This window comes from Pseudomonas sp. NGC7 (genome assembly GCF_047159675.1).
GTDB lineage: Bacteria > Pseudomonadota > Gammaproteobacteria > Pseudomonadales > Pseudomonadaceae > Aquipseudomonas > Aquipseudomonas kermanshahensis.
Genome location: NZ_BAAFZY010000001.1, coordinates 4,196,212 through 4,217,555, shown reverse-complemented (window position 1 = coordinate 4,217,555; position 21,344 = coordinate 4,196,212). Strand labels below are relative to the sequence as shown.

11 protein-coding genes and 1 pseudogene are annotated in these 21,344 nt (G+C 61.6%); 5 read left to right on the top strand and 7 right to left on the bottom strand.

The genetic code is table 11. From position 1 onward, the window contains the following. Positions 1-12: 12 nt before the first annotated feature. Positions 13-486 carry a hypothetical protein gene (locus ACMCNM_RS18790; protein ID WP_412765149.1) on the bottom strand — a complete coding sequence of 158 codons (474 nt, stop codon included), beginning with the start codon at positions 484-486 and terminating at the stop codon, positions 13-15. A gap of 58 nt (positions 487-544) precedes the next feature. Next, positions 545-1,132 carry a TetR/AcrR family transcriptional regulator gene (locus ACMCNM_RS18785; protein ID WP_027596221.1) on the bottom strand — a complete coding sequence of 196 codons (588 nt, stop codon included), beginning with the start codon at positions 1,130-1,132 and terminating at the stop codon, positions 545-547. A 103-nt stretch (positions 1,133-1,235) separates the two neighbouring features. On the opposite strand from ACMCNM_RS18785, the gene ACMCNM_RS18780 reads away from it, so the two are divergent. Further along, on the top strand, positions 1,236-2,447 hold the full coding sequence (locus tag ACMCNM_RS18780; protein ID WP_412765148.1) for an MFS transporter: 1,212 nt from the start codon (positions 1,236-1,238) through the stop codon (positions 2,445-2,447). A 54-nt stretch (positions 2,448-2,501) separates the two neighbouring features. Here ACMCNM_RS18780 and ACMCNM_RS18775 read toward each other — a convergent pair whose 3' ends face one another. Together ACMCNM_RS18775 and ACMCNM_RS18770 are read right to left on the bottom strand one after the other, a co-directional pair. Next, positions 2,502-4,280: a phosphoethanolamine transferase CptA gene (locus tag ACMCNM_RS18775; protein ID WP_412765147.1), complete on the bottom strand. Its 1,779-nt coding sequence runs from the start codon at positions 4,278-4,280 to the stop codon at positions 2,502-2,504. A 141-nt stretch (positions 4,281-4,421) separates the two neighbouring features. Then, positions 4,422-4,721, bottom strand: a pseudogene (locus ACMCNM_RS18770) (EamA/RhaT family transporter); the annotation flags it as partial. Between the two features lie 9 nt (positions 4,722-4,730). Here ACMCNM_RS18770 and ACMCNM_RS18765 point away from each other — a divergent pair. Together ACMCNM_RS18765 and ACMCNM_RS18760 are read left to right on the top strand one after the other, a co-directional pair. Further along, positions 4,731-4,892, top strand: coding sequence for a helix-turn-helix domain-containing protein (locus ACMCNM_RS18765; RefSeq protein WP_338109066.1), 162 nt, complete (start codon positions 4,731-4,733; stop codon positions 4,890-4,892). 60 nt (positions 4,893-4,952) lie between these two features. Then, complete coding sequence (locus tag ACMCNM_RS18760; protein ID WP_081717545.1) at positions 4,953-5,111, top strand: DUF2986 domain-containing protein; 159 nt, start codon at positions 4,953-4,955, stop codon at positions 5,109-5,111. A gap of 153 nt (positions 5,112-5,264) precedes the next feature. On the opposite strand, the gene ACMCNM_RS18755 is transcribed toward ACMCNM_RS18760, so the two are convergent. From ACMCNM_RS18755 to ACMCNM_RS18745, 3 genes are read right to left on the bottom strand one after another with little or no spacing between them, the layout of a single operon-like run. Next, positions 5,265-6,713, bottom strand: coding sequence for an aldehyde dehydrogenase family protein (locus ACMCNM_RS18755; RefSeq protein WP_412765146.1), 1,449 nt, complete (start codon positions 6,711-6,713; stop codon positions 5,265-5,267). Continuing rightward, the gene (locus ACMCNM_RS18750) at positions 6,710-7,678 is read right to left on the bottom strand and encodes an NAD(P)-dependent oxidoreductase (RefSeq protein ID WP_186679779.1); all 969 of its coding nucleotides are present in this window, start codon (positions 7,676-7,678) and stop codon (positions 6,710-6,712) included. The genes ACMCNM_RS18755 and ACMCNM_RS18750 overlap by 4 nt, the downstream gene beginning before the upstream one ends. A gap of 11 nt (positions 7,679-7,689) precedes the next feature. Next, entirely contained in the window at positions 7,690-9,081 is a 1,392-nt protein-coding gene (locus tag ACMCNM_RS18745) for an NAD(P)/FAD-dependent oxidoreductase (protein ID WP_412765145.1), read from the bottom strand. A gap of 222 nt (positions 9,082-9,303) precedes the next feature. Between ACMCNM_RS18745 and ACMCNM_RS18740 the strand changes: the two genes are divergently transcribed. Together ACMCNM_RS18740 and ACMCNM_RS18735 are read left to right on the top strand one after the other, a co-directional pair. Beyond that, positions 9,304-16,863, top strand: coding sequence for a neuraminidase-like domain-containing protein (locus tag ACMCNM_RS18740; RefSeq protein WP_412765144.1), 7,560 nt, complete (start codon positions 9,304-9,306; stop codon positions 16,861-16,863). A 97-nt stretch (positions 16,864-16,960) separates the two neighbouring features. Beyond that, the gene (locus tag ACMCNM_RS18735; protein ID WP_412765143.1) at positions 16,961-21,298 is read left to right on the top strand and encodes a SpvB/TcaC N-terminal domain-containing protein; all 4,338 of its coding nucleotides are present in this window, start codon (positions 16,961-16,963) and stop codon (positions 21,296-21,298) included. The last annotated feature ends 46 nt before the right edge of the window (positions 21,299-21,344 follow it).

Below are 21,344 nucleotides of genomic sequence, written 5' to 3'. Positions count from 1 at the left end.
GTGCATCAACGTTCAAGGGTTGACCTGGTACCCACGCCCTTGCAGGCAACCGCTGTACGCGCTGGCATGGGCCGAGCTCTGTGCTTCGCCCTGGGTACGCCGGTCCTGGCGGCGATCCTGGCGCTGGCGCATGCCCCCCACTGCCGCACCGGCAGCGGCGGTTTCACCGGCGCGGTTTTGCCGGTGTTGCTGCTTGGCATCGTCACTGGCCCGGTCATACAGCTCTTCATGCTGATTGCCGCGGACTTGCGCACCCACGGCACCTGCAGCTGCGCCGGCTGCCGCGCCGCGCACCCGGCCACCGACGTGGGCATCGCTGGATGTCGAGGCGCTGTTCGCGGCATTGGTGGCGACGGTATTGCAATCATTGATGTCCAGTTGCATCTGCTGGCTGCTCTGGCCTTTCAGCGGTACCACTGACTGCGCCTGGGCGGCAGGTGCTGTGCACAGCAGCACCAGCAGGTAACTCCATGTGAGCGAATGCATGGCACACCTCCTGTGGGCGTGAACCCCCTCTCACAGGATAGTCCGCCTGGGCGGATTTTCAGCAGGGGTTGCGCAGCCCCTTGAGCATCAGTTCCATGGCGTCCAGGGCCTGCTCAAGCCGTTGGCCTTGGCCCTCTTCTTCGGCAATCCAGAATGCCGTTTCTGCCAGGCCCCCGCAGATCAGCGACGCCAACGCCTGTGGATTGGCCTGGGCGACCACGCCCTGCGCCATCAACTGCTCCAGCATGCTGCGCAGCGAGGCGACGCAGTGCAGCTGCGCTTGCGGGGTAGGGGCACCCAATACGGCACGCCCATCGCGCAACACGATGCGCTGAATCTCCGGCTCGCGGGCCATTTCCAGGTAGGCGCGGCAGCGGTTGCGAAAGCCCTCCCAGGGGTCGCTGGCCGTGTCAGAGATCGCATGCAGTCGCGCGTCCATTTCTGCGTCGATCTGCGCGATAACGGCGGCCAAAAGGCCCTTCTTGTCGCCGAAGTGATGATAAAGGGCGCCACGGGTTAGGTTGGCCTGGGCCGTCAGGTCGTCCATCGATGTCTCACCATAGCCACGTTCGCTGAAAACCTGGCGAGCGGTCTCCAGCAGGGTGGCGCGGGTCTGTTCCATGTCGGCGCGGGTACGTCTGACCATTGGGGCTCCTGGAAATGCGGCTTTACATTCAGTGCGTATGATAATAGGGTTTTAATCATACGGCTTGTATGTAAGCCGCTTTTTTCGATACGGAGAGTCGATCATGCTCAACCCTTACCGCCAGCTGTTCCAGGCAAAAGGCACGGCCGGCTTTGCCTTGGCAGGCCTGGTGGCACGTTTGCCTTTGCCGATGACGGGCATCGGCATCATCACCCTGCTCTCGCAGCTACGCGGTAGCTATGCCCTGGCGGGGGCCGTGGCAGCGACGTTTGTATTGACCTATGCGCTGATGTCGCCGCAGGTTTCCCGCTTGGTCGACCGGCACGGGCAGCGCCGTGTGCTGCCCGCCGCTGCAGGCTTGTGTGTAATGGGCCTGCTGGTGCTGCTGGCCTGTACTTGGTGGCAAGCGCCCGATTGGGGGCTGTTCGTCGGGGCCGCGTTGGCAGGCTTCATGCCGAGCATGTCGGCGATGGTCCGTGCGCGCTGGACGGCGCTATACCGGGGCACGCCGCAGTTGCAGGTGGCGTATTCCCTGGAGACGGTGCTCGACGAGGTCACGTTCATTGCTGGGCCACCGGTGTCGGTGGGGCTCTGCGTGGGCGTGCTGCCCCAGGCCGGGCCATTGGTCGCGGCGCTGCTGTTGGCGATCGGGGTGTTCGCCTTGGTTGCTCAAACCGGCAGCGAACCGCCCGTGGATGCAGACGCGGGTGCATCGAAAGGCCAGGGCTCGGTGTTGCAGCACTGGGATGTTCGGCTGCTGGCGTTGCTGATGGTGGCCATGGGCGTGATCGTCGGCAGCGTCGACATCGTCAGCGTGGCCTTTGCCGAACAGGCCGGCATGCCGGCAGCGGCCAGCGTGGTATTGGCGTGCTATGCCGTCGGTTCCTGCGCTGCTGGCCTGGTATTCGGGGCCTTGAAATTGCCAACGCCCTTGCACCGGCTGCTGTTGCTGGGCGGCCTGGCGACTGCAGTGACGACCTTGCCGTTGCTGCTGGCTGACAGCGTCTTTGGCCTAGCTGCTGCCGTTCTGCTGGCGGGCCTGTTCTTTGCGCCGACGCTGATCGTGGCGATGTCGCTGGTGGAGCGCCGTGTGCCCGCACAGCAGCTCACCGAGGGCATGACCTGGCTGCTGGCGGGGTTGAATGTCGGTGTCGCGCTGGGGGCGTTGGCGTCAGGGCAGGTGGTCGACCTGCTGGGCGCCAAGGCGGGTTACCAAGTCGCGGTGGTCGCGGGTGTAGCGGTCGCGTTGGTGGCGCTATGCAGCTACCGACGGCTGGGCACAGTAGCCTTCGCAAGGCGAATGCCACTTGGGTGATCAGGCTGCAACCGGGCACGTTGCAAGGCCGCCCCAAGTGGCTGCAGGCGCGCATCAGTTCATGTTGCTGCCCGGCTGGACCTTGGCGCTGCTGGCGGTGTCTTGCACGCGTTCGGCCTTGTCCTGTGGCAGGTGGTCGAACTCGCGCAGGCCGTTGTTGCGGTAGGGGTCACCGATCCAGCGTGGCACAACCTCAAACTGCGGGTTGACGATGCTTTTGGCAGGCTCGTACAGGTCATAGCTGAGCCCGGCCAGATCGGACAGCGTGTGAATCAGGTGCGAACTGCTGTAGGCACGGTTGGCCGTGGCCTGCAGGTCGCGCGGGTGGGCCGCTTGCCAGCTCGGTGAGGTCCACAGCAGGAACGGGATGGTGTACATCGGCCGGGTTGGGGCGCCTTCGTTGCGCCCCAGGCGGTCGTGATCGCCCGAGCTGTAAACATCCTCACCGTGGTCGGAGAGGTACAGCAAGAAGCCGTTGGGGGTGGTGGCCGAGTAGCGCTTGATCAGGCTCGACACCACGTGGTCGTTGTAGCGCACTGCGTTGTCATAGAAGTTGTAGGTTTCCACCTCGCTGGGCGAAAGCTTGGCCGGCACGCCCTGGCGATCGCTGAAATGCTGGAAGGCATTGGGGTAGCGGTAGCGGTAATCCATGTGCGTGCCCAGCAGATGGATGATGATGAACTTGTTCGGCGCAGGGTCTTGCAGGGCTTTCTCGAACGGGTCCAGCACCACTTCGTCGTACTGGCTGGCGTTCTGGTTGCGCTGGTTGTTCAGGTAGACCGGCACGTCCGTTTGCTGGGAGAAGGTGGTCAGCATGGTGTTGCGCTTGGTCATGGTCTGCTGGTTGGTGATCCAGAAGGTCTTGTAGCCTGCCTGTTTCATCAAGTTGATCAGCGACGGGTCGGTGAGGAAGCGGTCCGGGTGCTGTTCGTCACCAAAGGTCAGGATCTGCTGCATCACTTCGATGGTGTAGGGGCGTGGCGACACCACGTTGCTGAACACCGTCAGGCCCTTGTCGCTGGCGGCCAGCGCATCGAGGTTGGGCGTGGTATCGCGCGGGTAGCCGTACAGGTGCATGTGCTCGCGGGTGGTCGATTCGCCCAGCACCAGGACCAACGTGCGCGGCGCGTCACCGCTGCTGTTGCGCAGGTTCTGCAAGGGCGGCAACGCAGCGTTCTGCGCCAACAGTTCCTGCATGTTGTTCAGCTGTTGGCGGTATTGCTTGTAGCCGACCAGCAACTGCCACGGCACGGCAGGTTCCATGCGCTGCTGAACCTTTTCGGCAGCGTCGGCAAAGTTGCGTTCCTGGGTGACCATCTGTTTGTAGAAGGGGTATACCAGGTTGGCCAGCAGCAGCAGGACAACCACCGGAATGCGGCTGCGCAAGGGCAGCGTGACCGGGCGCACGCGCTTGTACAGCAGCACGGCCACCACGGTATACAGCAGCAGCGCCAGGCCCAGCCAGAGGCTGAAGTATTGGCTGAAATACTCGCCAGCCTCCGCGGTATTGGATTCGAACATCACGAAGATGACGCTTTGCGAGAACTCCTGGCGATAGATGCCGAAGTAGCTCAGCCCGACCAGCGAGGCGGCCCACAGCACCAGGCCGATGACTGCCGCAGTGGCGCGGGTAAAGCGCGGCAGCAGCAGTACTGGGGCCAGCCACAGGCTGCTGAGAAACAGCGCATCACGAAAGCCGGCAAAGCCGGTGGTGCCACTGAACAGCAGCAGCGCCTGGGTAACGCCGGAGAAATACCAGAAGAACAGCAGGAGCCAGCCCAGGCCGGCCCAGTCCACGCCTTTGCGCGTGAGGTTTTTTTTAATAGCTGACACGTATGCCTCGTAGAACCTTGGCAGCCACCCAATGTGCGCGTGGCCGGAAAGGGCGTGACGCTAATCTGAAGGTTGTGAAAATAACGTCAAGGCGCAGCGCAATGAGACGGGAGGCATGCCCGTCCGGGGCGTTTCAGGTGGGTAGCCAAGCAAGACCAGTGCAGCCCACAGGCTCAGGTTGAGCATCTGCGCGATCTTGTCGCCACCGCCGTCGGGCAACTGGGTGTTGACCTTGAGGAAGTACACACAGACGGCATAGGCCAGCCCCGACAGTACCCCATAGATGACGCCCTTCATGCCCAGCGCACTGCTCATTTCGGGCATCAGCAGCAGGTACAGCCCGATAAAGGCCAGGGTGATCGAGACGAGGAAGTTGGCCGAGGGGCGTTCCTTGAGCAGGTAAAAACCCAGGAAGGTCATGAAAAACACCTGGGTACCCGTTGAATCCAGGTGCGGGTCGCCCACGCCCAGCGCCTGTTGCGTGCAGGCCTGAGCATCGCCGATGCCGCCATCGCGTGCGGGTTCTTCGACCAGAGCCATTTGAACCGGGCATTCAAAAAGGTGGTGGGGCTGACGCCGGGCAGTTTTCGTAGCGGATATTCGCGGGTTTGATTTCTCAGGCGTACAGGTATGATGACTGCAGCGTAACCAGACCTACAGGCCAGTGGAACCATGAACCGTCGTAAGAAGATCAAACAGTTGATGCAGGCGCATGCCAAGAAAGCCAGTGCCAAGCTGGCGCCGAAAAGCAAGCCCAAGTACATCAGCAAAGCTGACCGGTTGAAGCTGGCAGAGGCTGCCGAAACTACAGTTGTCGAATCGCCGAGCTGATAAAACAGAATGGAACCCGGCCCGACCATCGGCCGTTATGCATTTCCCTGTAGGAGCAGCCTTGTGCTGCGAAGAGGCCGGTGACAGCCCAGTAAATCTTCGCTGCTGTCACCGGCCTCTTCGCAGCACAAGGCTGCTCCACAGTGCGTAAGGTCAGGCCAACTGGTACGTGGTTTTTACCCGGGTGAAGAACTGCCGTGCGTGAGTGCCCTGCTCTCGTGAGCCCAGGCTCGATGCACCATTGCCACCAAATGGCACGTGGTAATCCACGCCCGCCGTGGGCAGGTTGACCATGACCATTCCCGCCGAACTGTTGCGCTTGAAATGCTCGGCATGGCGCAGCGACGTGGTGACGATCCCGGCCGACAAACCAAACACGGTGTCCTCGGCAGCCGCAAACGCCTCGTCGTAGTCACGCACCTTCAGCACACTCAGTACCGGGCCGAAGATTTCTTCGCGGTAGATGCGCATCTGCGGCGTCACGTCGGTGAACAGTGCGGGCGTGAACAGGTATGCCCCAGCCTCGTTGTCGATGCGCTCCCCGCCACACACTAGCTTCGCGCCTTGCTCAAGGCCTGAGGCCACGTACGACAGGTTCTGCTCCAACTGCCGGCTATCGACCACGGGGCCGATGTCGGTGGTGGGCTGCAATGCATCGCCCACGTTCAGCGCCCGGGTACGCTCGGCCAGGCGCGCCACGAACGCGTCATGAATACCCGCGGTGACGATCACCCGGGAGCTAGCCGTGCAGCGTTGGCCGGTGCTGTAGAACGAGCCGTTCAATGCCACCTCCACGGCCTGCTCCAGGTTCGCATCGTCCAGCACGATCAATGGGTTTTTGCCCCCCATCTCCAATTGCACTTTCTTCATGCCATCGGCCGCCAGCCTGGCGATCTGCCGACCGGTGTGCTCGGAGCCGGTGAAGCTGATGCCATCGACCAGCGGCGAGCGGATCAGGGTGTCACCGACGCTGCGCCCCGGCCCGATCAGCAGGTTGAACACACCGGCGGGCAAACCTGCCCGTGAGATGATTTCGGCCAGCGCCCAGGCCGAGGAGGGCACCAATTCGGCCGGTTTGAACACCACACAGTTGCCGAAACACAGGGCCGGGGCAATCTTCCAGGCCGGGATGGCGATCGGGAAGTTCCACGGCGCGATGATGGCGACCACGCCCAGCGGCTGAGTGAACACGTCGATGCCCACGTCCTGGCGTACAGACTGGTATTTCTCGCCTTCGGCGCGCAGAGCTTCCTGGGCATAGAACTTGAACGAGCGGCCGGCACGGTCGACTTCGCCCAGTGCCTCACGCACCACCTTGCCTTCTTCGCGGGCCAGCAGTGTGGCCAGTTCTTCTCGGCGGGCGAGGATTTCGCTGCCGATGAAGTCCAGCGCATCGGCGCGTTGCTGCGGGTTGCTGCGCGCCCAGGCGGGAGCGGCGCGGCGGGCAGCAAGCAGGGCCTGTTCGGTCAGTGCCTGATCGGCGCGGGCGAAGCGCTCGACCACTTCGCTCGGGTTGGACGGGTTGCGGTTTTCCAGCACATCGTTGCCGCCTGGGGCGACGAAGGCGCCATCGACATAGCTGCTCTTGGTGACCAGGGTCATGCGGTTCGGCTCCTTTTTACGTTGGCTTGGCGGGCGACGAAGTCGCTGATGTTGTCCACGGCGCTGTCCATCAATTGCTGCATGGCATCTTCACTGCTCCAGGCGATGTGTGGGTTGAGCAAGAAATCATCACGCTCGATCAGCTGGAACAGCGGGTTGCTCGGGTGCAGCGGCTCATGTTCGACCACATCCAGCGCCACACCGCCCAGGCGGCCGTCCCGTAGCGCCTGGATCAGCGCGGCTTCGTTGACCACGCCGCCACGGCCGGTATTGACCACCAGGGCGTCGGGCTTCATCAAGGCCAGTTGTTCGGCACCAATGAGGTTGTAGGTGTCGGGCGTCAGCGGGCAGTTGATCGACAGCACGTCGCAGCTGCGCAGCAGTTCGGCCAGCGGTCGGCAGTCCAGTCCCTGGCGCTTGCCGCCCCGGTCTTCGAACAGCACCTGCATGCCAAAGGCCCGCGCCAGGTGCGCCAGGCGCAGGGCGATCGGGCCGCTGCCGATGATTGCCAGTTGCTTGTCGCGCACGTCACGGATGCGGTGGTTGAAGTAGATGTTCTGCTGCGGCTTCTCGCCCGCATGCACTTGGCGCATCAAACGCGTGAACGCGGCCGGGCGGCGGAACAGTTCGAGAATCATCGCCAGGCTGTGCTCGGCCACGGTATTGGCGGCATAGCCCGGCACACTGGCCACTTCGATGCCATGGGTATCGCAGTAATCGACATCGACGATATCGCGGCCGGTGAGGGCCAGCGAAATCATCTTCAGTTTTGGCAACTGGCTCAGGTGTTCCTCACGCAGTGGCACGCTGCAGGTAAAGGCGATGGTTGCGTCTTTGAGGTGTTCGAGCACCTGCTCGGGGTGGGTGTACGCAAACTGCTGCCAGGTGTGCTCGCAGGCCGGGCGCTTAAGGCGGGTGGAGGGCGCCAGGCCCTCGTCGTCGAGCAGTACGATGTGTTCGCTCACGGTCCGTTTCCTTATTTTTTCTGGGCCGGCACGTAGCCGGCCGGGGCCATGGCCACCAGGCGACGGGTGAGGAAACCGGCGTCCTGATCATGGTCTTCGAGGGATTCCTTGCGGACCAGGGCGTCACGCACCATGTGCGCGCCAAAGAAGCGGAACGGCTCTGGTGGCAGCATTTTCATCTTCTGGTTGACCAGGCCGCAGTTGGCCCATTCGTCATTGGCATGCTCGACCAGCGACTTGATGATGCGGCTGGCAAACACGGTGGTGGCCACGCCATTGCCAGAGAAGCCGATGCCGTAACTGATGTTCTGGTGGTGATCGAGGTAGCCGAAGTTCGGCAAGCCCTTCATGGCCCGGTCGATGGGGCCGGTCCAGCTGCTGACGACCGGTACATCGGCAAGTTGCGGGTACAGCCGGCGCAGCTCGGCAGCCACTTTGTCGGCAGCAGGGGAAGGCTTCTCGTAGAGGTTGCCGATGCGTCCGGCATACGCGAACTGGCCCAGCGGCTTGCCGAAGACTACGCGGCCATCAGGGGTGTTGCGCCAGTAGTTGAGCACGGTGCGCGAGTCGGTCATGCATTCGCCGCGGCTGAAGCCGATGGCATCGAGCTTGGCCTTGACGGGTGCTGTCGCCACCATGTCGCTGGACATGATCGCGATCATCCGGCGCAACTCCGGGAACTGCGCGCCCCAAGCGTTGAGTGCCAGCACCACGTGCTTGGCCTTCACATGGCCCTTGGCGATGTGCACCACCGGGTTGGCGCCACGTTGCAGGTGGGTGAATGGCGATTTCTCGAAGATCTGCACACCAAGCTTCAGCGCCACCCGGCGTAGGCCCCGCGCGAGCATGGCGGGCTGCACGGTGGCGGCGTTGGGGTCGTAGATGCCACCCAGTACCAGCGGTGAGCCGACGCGCCCGCGAATGGTCTGGCGGTCAAGCTCTTGGAACGGGTTGACGTCTAGCTTTTGCAGGCCATCGGTCAGCACCCGCCAGGAATTCATCTGGCGTTGGTTGGTGGCCGTCCACAACCAGCCATCCTTGCGGTACTGCGCGTCGATGCCGTGTTCCCGGCAGAAGCTGCCGATCTCGTCGATGGCCGACTCTGCGGCCTCGCAGATGCGCCGCGCCTCGACGTCGCCGCAAATGGTCCGCACCGACAGGTACTTGCCCCACCAGTTGGTGGCAACGCCGCCGTTACGTCCGCTTGCGCCTGAACCACAACGGTCGCGTTCGACGATGACGATGGTTTTTTCCGGGTGGGCCTGTTTCAGGCGGATGGCCGACCACAGGCCAAGGAAGCCACCGCCGACAATGCACACGTCGGCTTGAATCGAGTCCTGCAGGGCAGGGGCGAGGTCGCTGTCCAGGTCCAGCGCCTGGGCATACCAGAATCCACGGTACATGAGGGGTGCCTCTGAGCATGTTTGTCTTGTGTACACATGATGCTCAGTGCGGCCGGGGCGCGATATTACAGTCATGACAATTGATAGGACGTGGGCGCGTGCCTGGAGGAGGCGTTCTGAAAACCCTTACATCATGAGGGAATAAAACTGACGGCTTGTTTTCGAGGGTTGCAGTTACTAGCTAGCAGTTCTGAGAGGTCTTTTTTTAGGAGTGATCCATTAGTGTTGCCGCGTTTGAATGGGCTCGCCAAGTTAAAAAGTTGCTCACCCTGCGGGGTGGGCTTGTCCAGTGGTTTATTGCGGCAAGGTTATCTAATGATTCAAAATTTTTCTGAACAGAGTAAGTCTCTCATGAGCAAGTTGAAGGTCGATTCGCTGGCGTCCTTGGGCGATCTATCTGTCGAAGAACTGCGTGAGCAATTGGGCGATATGGTTGATATTGACGAAGCTCGCCAGTTGCACGACCAAGTACGCCGGGCACGCAACAGAACCCTGCTCGATGAGAAAAATATCATCATCCGTCATTCTCCGCTTGTGCCGAAGCGTCTCCAGCACGTTAACGATCGGCCGATCGAGCGCCCAGGACGATACTGTGCCCCTGGGGATGTAGCCTCGATGTTTTCGCCGGCGGCTTATCTGGCAGAGCTGTATAAACAGGCGAAGGAGTTGTATCCCGCGAAAAACCCCTGGCATATCGACGAACGCCGCCCCGACCTGCGGCAATTGGTACTTAGCCAGAACAATCTGGACACGCCGATCAGTGCCCTCAGCCTGTCCAATGAGATATTGCTGAGCCGGGCGATTGAGGCGCTTACCCCGCCGGGCAGCCCGGCGTTGAACCATGACCAGCTTCTTGAAACGCTGTCGACCGATGTCGGCAACAGCACTACGCCGTACCATCATCATCACAATCGCCTGCGCCAGGTGTTTGTCCAGAACGATGCGGATTTGTCGCACCTGCTGGCGGCACCCCACTTCACCAAGCATCTGGATGACGCTGCACTGGCCTGCCTTCACTATGATATATCGCCCGCGTTGCGCCGTTTATTGACGGACGACATCAACGAGCAAAATGCTGAAGAGCAGTTTACCAAGTACTTCCCTGGCATGACGCCAACCGCCATGATGCAGCCCGCGCGCTTGCGCAGCTGGTTTGGCCTGACAGATGCTGAACTGCAAGGCTTCATGGGGGAAATGGATAAAGCTGAATACATTGGGCGCACGCTGACGACACGTGCCGATGACGAAATGATCCAGTTGACGTTGAGTGATACGCCTCCCAATATGCGTTATGTTCGACTGTATCCATTGCATAACGACACCTGGCAGTTGGCGTTCAAGTTTCAGATCAATCGCGTTGTTAAATTTGAACTCAGCGGTCCTTTTGAGTTTGAATTGAAAGCGTCAGATTATGGGCTCGACCACTGTGCGCCTGATGTCGAGTATCGCCACAGTTTCGAATGGGCCGACGTGCCGGCCGAGGCCGCGCTCACCGCTAAATGGACGCGGTCCGCTAGCGCTGACCATGAGAGCCGTGAAAGCACGTTAAATGTTACCTGCACGCGGTTGTCGATCGCTGCGTACCTGCTTCAGTTGAACAAGATCGTTCGCCTGTACAAAGTGACCCAGCTGTCCCCACGGGCACTGCAAGACATCATTAATAGCGTCGAGCCAAGCCAGATCACTGACCAGACGCTGGCCATTGTTTTGCGCACCGCCCATTCAGTAAAGCGTTACGGCATCGATCACCAGGACGCGCTGCTCATGGCCAGGGGGTTTATCTCCGAAGCGTCCGACGGCACTGAAAAAAGCCAGTTCGACCGCCTGTTCAATGACCCGCCACTGGTTGCAGGCGGTTTGATCAGAGACAATACGCGGCTGCGCCTGCACCCGGACCATGCCAGCGAGCATGCCGACATCAAGGCAACCCTCAAGCGTGCCTGCCAAACCGATGACGAAGGGCTGTTCGAGCTGGGCCGGCTTATCAGTGGCCTTGCGGATGCCGACGTTGGCATGAATGTCATCATGTCCCATTTGTCCGCGCTGTACACCTTGAGCCTGTGGGCTCGGCATCACGGTCTGACGCTTGCTGAGCTGCGCCAACTGCTGCAGATGATGGGTGCGCCGCATCCGATGCACTCGCTGGACAACAGCGGATGGCAGCTATTGTTGCAGGAGCTGCGCAGCACCACCGACTGGATGGCTACCCGTGGCTGGACCGTTCACGATCTGCAACTGATGACCCGCGCTGTCGAGGCCATCCCAGCCAGTACCGAAGTCGGCAATCTGCTCAACGACATGCGAGCCGCCTTGAGCGCCGCGCAACTACCCGAAGCACCGACAGTGCAGGATCTGCTAGGCGTGCTTTCGCCCTTGACCGCCTCCACGTTCAACCTCAGTGGTGATGCGTTGGCGCAAGCATTGTTGAACTGGGTAAACCGTGCCGAGCCGAGTGGGCTCACGCTGCAGCAGGCCTGCGAACGCCTGCGCAAGGCCGACCCTTCGGCCCCGCATGAACGTGTCTTGGTCGACTTTGCCTACACCCTCGCGCAAATGACACTCATCGCGCATGGATGCGGCGTCACAGGCGATGCGCTGCGCCTGTTGGTGGAAAAGCCACAGTTGCTGGCAGCCAACGCCGGGCACAGTGGCACCGCTGGCTTGCTGCGGGATGTCCAGACCCTCATGGCGCTCGGCAACTTCAGTGACTGGCTAAGCACGCTAGCGGACCCGTCAGGCGCAGGCGGCGCACTGCTGGCGGCACTTGGTGAAGGTGCAGGCGTATCGTTGTCCCAGCTTTCTATGACTACCGGTGTTGCTCAAGCGACGTTGGCGCAGGCGGCTGTGCATGCACATGACCAAGACGAGCTGAAAGAGCCGACAAAGGTCCACAGCTGGCAGGAAATCGAACTGCTGATGCAGTGGGCGAAACTGGCCGAAGCCTATGCCGTGATGCCAGACACGCTGGCAAAATTACTGGCCCAGGACGACGAGTGGGCCGCATGGCGGCAGATGGCAGACGCTTTTCATGCAGGCTTGAAACCGTCGCAGGTCACGGCGGCCCATGCCGCCACGGAACGGCCGCTTAGCCTGGCGCTGACCGGCGTGCTGGGCGCGAAACAGAACTTCACTGTCGAAGCGCTGAACAAGCACCTGTTGATCGACGTGCTGAACGCCGAACAGGTGATAAGCAGCCGTATCGCCGAAGCGATGTCGGCCCTGCAGCAGTTCATCCACTGCACCCTGTCGACGCCAGAAGACCCGGCCAACGTGCGCCATGTTGTGCTGGGTCGCCAGTTTTTCAAGGACTGGACGCGTTGGAACGCCAGCTATGCCAACTGGGCTGCAGGGCAAATGCTGATGTACTACCCAGAAAACTACATCGACCCGACGGTACGCCTGGGGCAAACCCCGGCAATGGACGACATGCTGCAAACGCTGGGGCAGGCGCAGGTCAATGACGATACGGTGGGCGATGCCTTCCAGGGCTACCTGAGTGCGTTCGAGGAAGTGGCCAACCTGGAGACTATCAGTGGCTATCACGACAGCCGCGAAGCCGACACGGGCAAATCCTGGTTTATTGGGCGTAGCCGCAGCCAGCCTCACCAGTACTGGTGGCGCACTGTGGACGAAGCCAAGCGTGCTCCAGAAGGCGTGCTGCCAGCCAATGCCTGGACCGCCTGGACGAAAATCGAACTGGCCCCGCAGGTGCAAGGGCGCCTGATTCGGCCTGTGGTATTCCGCGGGCGTTTGCACCTGGGCTGGGTAGAGCGCCAGGAGAAAATTATTACCCGCGATGACAACGGGCAGCCGAAACTGCGTGAGTGGAACTGGACGTTCAAGCTGGCCTGGCTGCGTTATGACGGCAAGTGGAGCGTGCCCATCGAGTACCCGCTCGAGGTCAATATTGGCGATGAAACAGTTCTGGAAGACCTCTCGTTGTTTCTTGCCGCCTGGCCGCAACGTGATGGGCTGCTGGCAGCCATCTATGATCGGGCTGCAGAGAAAGTTAGCGAAGCGTCTACTGTTACCGGCTTGGAGATTTCCGAGAACTTCAGCAGCCGCACGCTGGGCAGTGTCGAACTGTTCCTGGGGCCGGTGCAGCACTGGCTGGATACCACCCTTGATACCGGCATGTGCGCGGTTTTCGAATGGGAGGAGCTGCCAACTGCGGATAATCACATGCCGGTCACTGCCGGGAATGGTACGCCCAGCGGTTTTACGCAGTTTGATGCAAGGCTCGATGAAGCCAAGGTTATCGCTGGTGTAGGAGAGGCTGGGAACAGCTACAGCCTGTATTTTCGCAGCCAGTTGTCGGTAGCGCAAAAGCGGCCACCCATTGAAAATAAATGGGTTGAGGTCCTCCTTGCGCAATATCCTGCATTGGCCACAGAAAGAAGACAAATAAGAGGCCTGTTACGCAGTGATGAGGGTGCATTGCTGTTGCGTCGAGAAGAAGGCGGGTATGACTGGGGGTATCTGGTCATCAGTGCGTCACAAATGACTTCGTACTTCGGGCATAACAGTAGCTCTATTACATGGGTCGCTAACGATACTCGGTATGCTTATTGGGCTGGGTTGAATAGGATTGAGAGCGTTGCCGGGGACGCAGTGGTCGCACGCGTCCGTTTTACGGAAAGCAATTCGTTAACGAAAATGAGTCTTTACTTTAGTGAGGACGGGAACTTTAACCCTTCACCAACAAATATACCTGGGGTTTTGGGCTACACACAGCGCCATTTTGAAGACACCCTCTACCCTCAGGATTACCTGAACCTGCTTGGCAGAGTGCCTGCTAATGAAGTGTTATGCCGCATCTACAGCGTCGATGGCACGCGCTGGAAAACCGCACAGGCCAGCCAGGAGTACGATCTGTCACAAGGGCCGGCACAGGTACGGTTGAACACCACCGCACCAATGGGCGATATCAGCGAGTGGGAGGGGGCGAGCGAAGCCCTGCACCGCATCGAGTACATGTTTGGCAACGGCAACACCCGCAACTACACCCTCAAGGTTTACAAAGATGCCGATGTACTCAAGACCGCCATCATCGGTGCCACTGATCAAGGTGCTCAGTATCTGGCGCACAGAGGGCAGGTAACCCGTCTTAACACCCTGTTCGCCCGGGAGCTGACGGTAAAGGCGGTCTCAGGGATCGACGCAATCCTGAACTACGACACCCAGCTCATGGCCGAGCCGAAACTTGGCGTCGTCGTGCGTCTGACACTTCCGGTGTACAAGGCTTCGTATCACGGCCCAGAGCGCTGGGCCGAAGTCTGGCTTGCTACCGACAAAGAGGAGCGCACCTTGCTTTGGAGTGGGCAGCTCAGCAACGCCAAGGTGCTCGCCAGCATGATGTTCGAGTCGGATCAGCGGTATGTCGGGCAACAGTCCTACCACTTGGAGACGAAATACAGCGCTAAACACAACAAGGCCGTATCAGGCCTTAGCATCATGATCTCAAGCGATACCCTGGCAATTCAGCGTGACTCTGATGCGGCATCTGCCGGCCAAGTGCTGCTCAAGGACAATGTGGACAGTGTGCAGGTATTTGGCAGGAACGACACTGAAAGCATGGACTTCACCGGCGCCAATGCCCTGTATTTCTGGGAGTTGTTCTACTACACCCCAATGTTGGTCATGCAGCGCTTTCTTCAGGAAGAACGCTTTGACCTTGCCGAACAGTGGCTGAAGTACGTGTTCAACCCGGCTGGCTACTCAATATCCGGCGTAGGCACACAGCGGATGTGGAATGTACGGCCGCTGGAAGAAGACACCAGCTGGAACGACGACCCCCTGAAGTCGCTCGACCCGGATGCCGTGGCGCAGAACGACCCGATGCATTACAAATACAGCGTCTTCATGCGCCTGCTGGACATTTGCATCGGCCGCGGCGATGCCGCTTACCGCAAGCTGCAGCGCGACACCCTCAGCGAAGCCAGCGTCTGGTATCAGCGCGCGGTGAGCCTGCTGGGCGACGCTCCCTGGACGCCGCCGGCATCGGGCTGGAACGAACCCGTGTTGGGGCAGGCCGCAGTGCCCGGCGAAAGCCCGTTTCTGCCAGAGGTCAACCGGACTATGCTCGGTTACTGGGAGGCGCTGCGCATTCGACAGTACAACCTGCGCCACAACCTGACCCTCGATGGCCAGCCGCTACGCTTGCCGCTCTACGCCACACCGGCCGACCCCAAAGCGTTGCTGGCCGCTGCAGTGGCGGCAGAGGCGAGTGGCGAACGTGGCCTGACGGAAGTCAACGACGTGCCGGCGCTGCGCTTCACCGTGTTGCTCGACGGTGCCCGCAGCATGGCCGCCCAGCTGATTCATTTTGGCAGCGAGATGCAATGGATTCTCGAGCGCCAGGATGCCGAGGCGTTAGCAGGCTTGCTGGCCAGCCAGGGCGCGGAGCTTGCCGAGAGCAATGTGGCGCTGTTCAAGCACACCCTCAAGGAGCTGGCAGCCGACCGCGTGACCTTGCAAAGTTCGCTGGTGGCGGCCACGGCCAGTCGGAATCACTACCTGAACCTCTACCAAAGGAACATCTCTGATCGCGAGCACCTTGCGCTGAAGTTGCGAACCGAGTCTGAACAGGCAGGTGCGGCTGAATCTGCCCTCATGGCAGGGGCTTCGATCATTGCCGCCTTCCCCAAGATCTTTGGTTTCTCCAACGGTGGCGGTAAACCGGAAGATGTATTGAAAGCCGTTGCCTACGGCTTTGGCGCGCGCTCGAAAGTGTATGGGATCAAGGCATCGCGCCTTAGCCAAGAGGAGGTCTTCGCGCGCCGCCGTGCTGAGTGGAAGTTCCAGTATGAGTCGGCAGAGAAACAGATGGCGACCGTACAGGCTCAACTTGATGCCCTTACAGTACGTGAAACCTCCGCCCATATGCACATTGCCCACTTGAACACCCAAGCTGCCCATCCACAGGCCCAGCTTGCTTTGTACCAAGGCAAGTACACTGGTAAGGCCATGTACAGCTGGCTGCGCGCACGCCTGGCGAGCATTTTCTACACCTATTACGACCTCACTGTGTCGCGCTGCCTGATGGCACAAAAGGCCCTGCAGTGGGAGAAAGGCGACACGGATGTGTACCTGCGCACCGGCACCTGGAACAGCGCCTGGTCGGGTTTGCTGTGTGGTGAAGGGCTGATGCTGGCACTGGGGCAGATGGAAACAGCCTGGGTCAAATGGCAGAAGCGCGAGCTTGAGGTGACGCGCACGGTGTCACTGGCCAGGCTTTTCGACGGCAAGCTCAGCTCGCAAGACCAAGCCGTAACCCTGGGTGAGGCGGTCAAGGCGCTGCTTGACGGTAAAACAGTTGAGGTCGATGACACGCTTGAAAACAGCAGCTTTGCACTGGCTGCGAACGGCATGCTATCGATCCAGTTCGGCCTTAAAACGTTGAACCTGGCAGCAGGCTTCGAAACTGCAGCTTCGCGACGCATCCGCAGCATTGCCGTCTCGCTGCCAGCCTTGCTGGGCCCCTACCAGGATGTGCATGCACGGCTGTTGACCAGTGCTCAAGGCCTGCCTGCGGGCTGTGAGCAGATGAACATCTCCCATGCCATGCAGGACAACGGCCAGTTCAGCCAGCTCAATGGTTACCCGGCATTCCGCCCAGGTAACCAGTTGCTGCCGTTCGAAGGGTTGCACATCGCCATGGGGGATGATGACCAAGACCAGACCCAGATGTCGTTGAACTTCGCCCAACCCCAGGGCGATCAGCGGGCACTGCTGGAACGCCTCAGCGACATCATTCTGCACGTGCAGTTCACCGTTCGCTAAGGAGCAGGGGAGGGTACCCAGGTGCCCTCCCGCTGAGGCCGACTTCCTATTTCCTGACCCTTGCGCCAAGGCGCGGGGGTCGTCAAGGAGCAACATCATGAATGATATGTCTGTCACCCCTTCGGGTGCCGGCGGTGAACCTGTGTTCAGCCCCCCCTCGCTGCCCAAGGGCGGCGGTACGGTTTCGGCGGGCGGAGGCATGCTGTCAGTCGGCAGCGCCGACGGCGCCGCAGGTTGGTCGCTTCCATTACCATTGCCGGTCGGCCGCGCGTTGTCGCCGTCGTTGAGCCTGGCCTACCGTTCTTCGGCAGGTAATGGCGCCTTCGGTGCTGGCTGGCAGTGTAGCCCGCCCACTGTCTGCCGCCTGGACCGCCTTGGTGTCCCGCGTTACACCCTCAGTGACCGTTGGCAGGGTCCCGATGGCGAGGAAATCCTGCTCGACCGCGGGGCGCCGCGCACTGTCGCCAGTTTGCCGTTTTCCGACACCCCCGCTGCTCACACGGTAACCGCCTGGGTGCAGCGCAGTGGCGGCCGCGACCAGCGCCTGGAGCATTGGCAAGCGCAAGAAAGCCCCGACTCGCCGGGCTTCTGGCTGCAATACCATGCCGACGGCAGCATTACGCTGTTTGGCTGGTCGGCCTCGGCACGCCTGGCCAAGCCCGGCAAACCGGCAGAGGTCGCGTGCTGGTATGCCGAAGAGACCGTCAGTGCCACGGGGGAGCATGTGGTCTACACCTACCGCAGCGAAGACCAGGCGGGGTGTGATGCGCACGAACAGGCCATGCACCCGCAGGTTGCCAACACCTACTTGGTTGCCGTCCACGCCATGAATGCAACCCCAAGCGCAGCGCTGCTGATACCGCAGCATGCCTTTCGCCCGGACGATTTCATGACCGTGATGCAGCTGGATTACGGCGAGCGCGGCGTGGATGTGAACACCCCACCGGCGTTCGAGGTGAAGGCACCCTGGCCGGTGCGCGAGGACTGCTTTTCGTACTGGCGCTGGGGCTTCGATAAACGGGTGCGGCGGCTTTGCCACGAGGTGCTGCTGTGGCACCGTACGCGCATGATGGCCGGGGACGCTGACCCAAGCCCGCAACTGGTTTCGCGCTTGCACCTGGGGTATGACGCATCGGGCGTCGCCTCGGTGCTGGTCGCCGCGCAACAGATCGCTTACGAAACCGATGGCACGCCGTTGTTGCTGCCGCCGGTGGAATTCGAGCTGAGTCGCCCAGGGCGTGAGCACTCAGACTGGGAGGCATTGCCCGACCTCGATGGTTTCAGTGCACCGCACTGGCAGATGGTAGATCTACACGGTGAGGGCCTGCCGGGTTTGCTGTTCCAGGATGCAGGTGCCTGGTGGTATCGCGCGCCAGAACGCAACAGTGACCTGGGTGGCGATGTCATCACGTGGGGCGAGTCACAGGTATTACCGGGAGCGCCGCGCCCAGGCACAGGAATGCTGGCCGACCTCGAGGGTGACGGTCAGCCACAATGGCTGGTCAACCTGCCGGGTGTTCGCGGCAGCTTCACCCTGACGCCGGATGGGCAATGGCGTGACTTCATTGCCGCCGACGCCATGCCCAGCGAGCTGGCCCATGGGGATGCGCAACTGGTCGACTTCAGCGGTGGCGGGCAGCAGGACCTGGTGATGATCGGGCCACGTAGCGTGCGCTTGTCTGCCAGGGTGCGTGGTGCCGGCTGGCAGCCCGCCTGCGACATCGTGGCTGGCCCCACGCTGCCATTGCCTGGCGGCGAGCACCGGCTGGTGGCATTTGCCGACCTGGCGGGTACAGGGCTGCAGCAATTGATCGAGGTCACGGCCGAGGGCGTCACCTATTGGCCGATGCTTGGACACGGCCGTTTTGCCAACCCTGTGCAGATGCCGGGTTTTGCCATCGAACATTTCAACGCCTCGCGGGTATTGCTTGGCGATACCGATGGCAGTGGTACTACCGATATCCTTTATGTAGACGCCGACCGCGTCCGGGTATTCGTCAGCCAAAACGGCAATCGCTTCGTCGAAAGCCATTGCGTGCCGGCGCCAGAGGGGGTCGTGCTCGACGCCAGCTGTAAACTGCAACTGGTCGATTTGCGCGGGCAGGGTTGTGCAGAGCTGGTGCTGACTGTGCCGCACCTCTCTCCACGCAGCTGGGTGTACCGCTTCAACGACCGACGCCCCTGGTTGCTGGCTGAGGTGTGCAGCAACACCGGTGGCCGTACGCTGTTCGACTACCGCAGTTCGGCGCAGAGCTGGCTGGATGAAAAGCGTGCCCTGCAAGGGGAAGGTAAGACGGCGATCAGTCGCTTGCCGTTCCCGGTTCACACCTTGGCCCAGGTGACCCTTGTGGACGACATCAGTGGCCTGCGTACTGTCAGTGGCATGCGCTATCAGAGCCCGGTCTGGGACCCAGTCGAGCGCGAGTTTCGCGGTTTCAGGCAGTTGATCCAGACCGACACCCTGAGCGACGCCCAGGGCACGGCCGCCGAGCGTTCGCCGCCGGCGCAAGTACGCCAGTGGTTCCTCAGTGGCATCGAAGACCTGGATAGCATCGCGCCACAGGGCTTTGATGGGCAGGGCAGCGCAGAGGCGGACTTTCCCTTGCAACCGGTGCGCTTCACTCGCCTTGAAGGTGACTGCGATGTGCCTTACTCGCCGCAAGGTGCAGCCCGGCGTTGGCTGCTTTGTGCCTTGAAAGGGGCGCAAGTGCGCAGTGAAACCTACGGCCTTGACGGCACTGAACACGCTGGAGTGCCGTACAGCATCACCCGTCAGCGCTGGCAAGTGCGGGTTTACGAGACCGCGCACGCCGACCGGCCTGCGGCCTTGGTAACGGCAATAGAGAGCCTGGCCTTCACCACCGAGCGCATTGTCCAAGACCCGGTTATCACGCAGACCCTGGTGCTTGGCCAAGACAAGTACGGCCATGTCCTGCAGCAGGTGCAGGTGCATTACCCGCGCCGGGTTGCAGTCTCCCCATCGCCTTATCCAGCCTCGCTACCAGCCGGTTTGCTGGACGATGCCCGCGACCCTCAGCAGGACATGGCCTGGCTTGAGCACGCGCGCCATCGGGTACACAACCTGGAGGACGGCCATGATTACGTGTCCGGGTTGATCGAAGCGACCCGTACCGATGTGCTGGCGCTGCCAGCGCACGCGCTGCCGCAGGGCGGCTTCTGCGTGGAGCATCTGCTGGCACCCGACGGCCCGTTGCAGGGCCTGGACGCTGCCACGCTGTCGGGCTATCAGCGCAAGCAATGGTGCGATGCCCAGGGGCAACTGACCACTGCGCCAATCCGCCAGGCGCTGGTGGCCTACCGCGAAACCGCCATGCTCGAACACGCCACCTTGGCTGCGCTCGAGACAACGCTTTTGCCGCACGAGCTGGCACAGTGGCAGGCCAACGGCGGCTATCACCTCATCGCCTTGGCTGAGGACGGCAAGCGGGTGTACGTCAGCCGCCACGACCTGATCAAGCACCAGGGTGCGTCACTGTTTTATCGACTGGCCACGCTGCGTGCCAGCGAGCTGCTTGGCGAGCAGCGTGTTGACTGGAGCCCACACGCCCAGCAAGTGCTGAAGCTAACCGACGCCGCTGGCCTGGAAACCGGCTTCGAGTATGACTGGCGTTTCCTCACGCCCGTAGCCATGACCGATGCCAACGACAACCAGCACCAGGTAAGCCTCGATGCCTTGGGGCGAGTGACACAAACCCGCTTTTACGGCACGGAACAGGGCCAGTCGGCCGGCTATAGCAGCAAGGCATTCACGCTGCCGGCAACGGTCGAGGGCATCCTGGCACTCGAAGGAGGCGAGGTACCCGTGGCCACGGCGCACCGGGTAGTGACCGACAGCTGGATGCCCTTGGCACGTGACAGGCAGGGGCGCCCACTGGCTACCCGCATGGGCGAGCTGGCGCTGCGTCGCCTGCTCAAGGCCAAAGGCCTGCCCGCTGTGGACGACAGCGAAAGCCGCCAGCCGCCACACATCATCAGCCTGCAGACCGACCGCTACGACGGCGACCCTGCGCAGCAGCTGCGCGTAAACGTGGCGCACAGCGATGGCGCCGGCCGCCTGTTGCAGACCGCCGTGCTGAGTGCGCCCGGCGATGCGTGGGTGCGTACCGCCGCAGGCAGCCTCGAGCGCGATGCCAACGGTGCTGCACGCGTGCAGCCCGCAGCGCGGCGCTGGGCGGTGACAGGTAAGACTGAGTACGACAACAAAGGCCAGCCCGTGCGCACCTGGTTGCCGTACTACCTCGATGACTGGCGCCCTGTAAGCGATGACAGCGGCCGCCCCGGGCTGTATGCCGATACCCAGCTGTATGACGCCATGGGGCGCGTTTACCGCGTCCTCACCGCCGCGGGCTGGGAACGGCGTACCGAGTACTACCCCTGGTTCACGGTAGCGCAGGACGAGAACGACACGGCCTGAACGCGACCTGATGGCGCGCGCTACCTGGCGCACGCCATGCCACTCA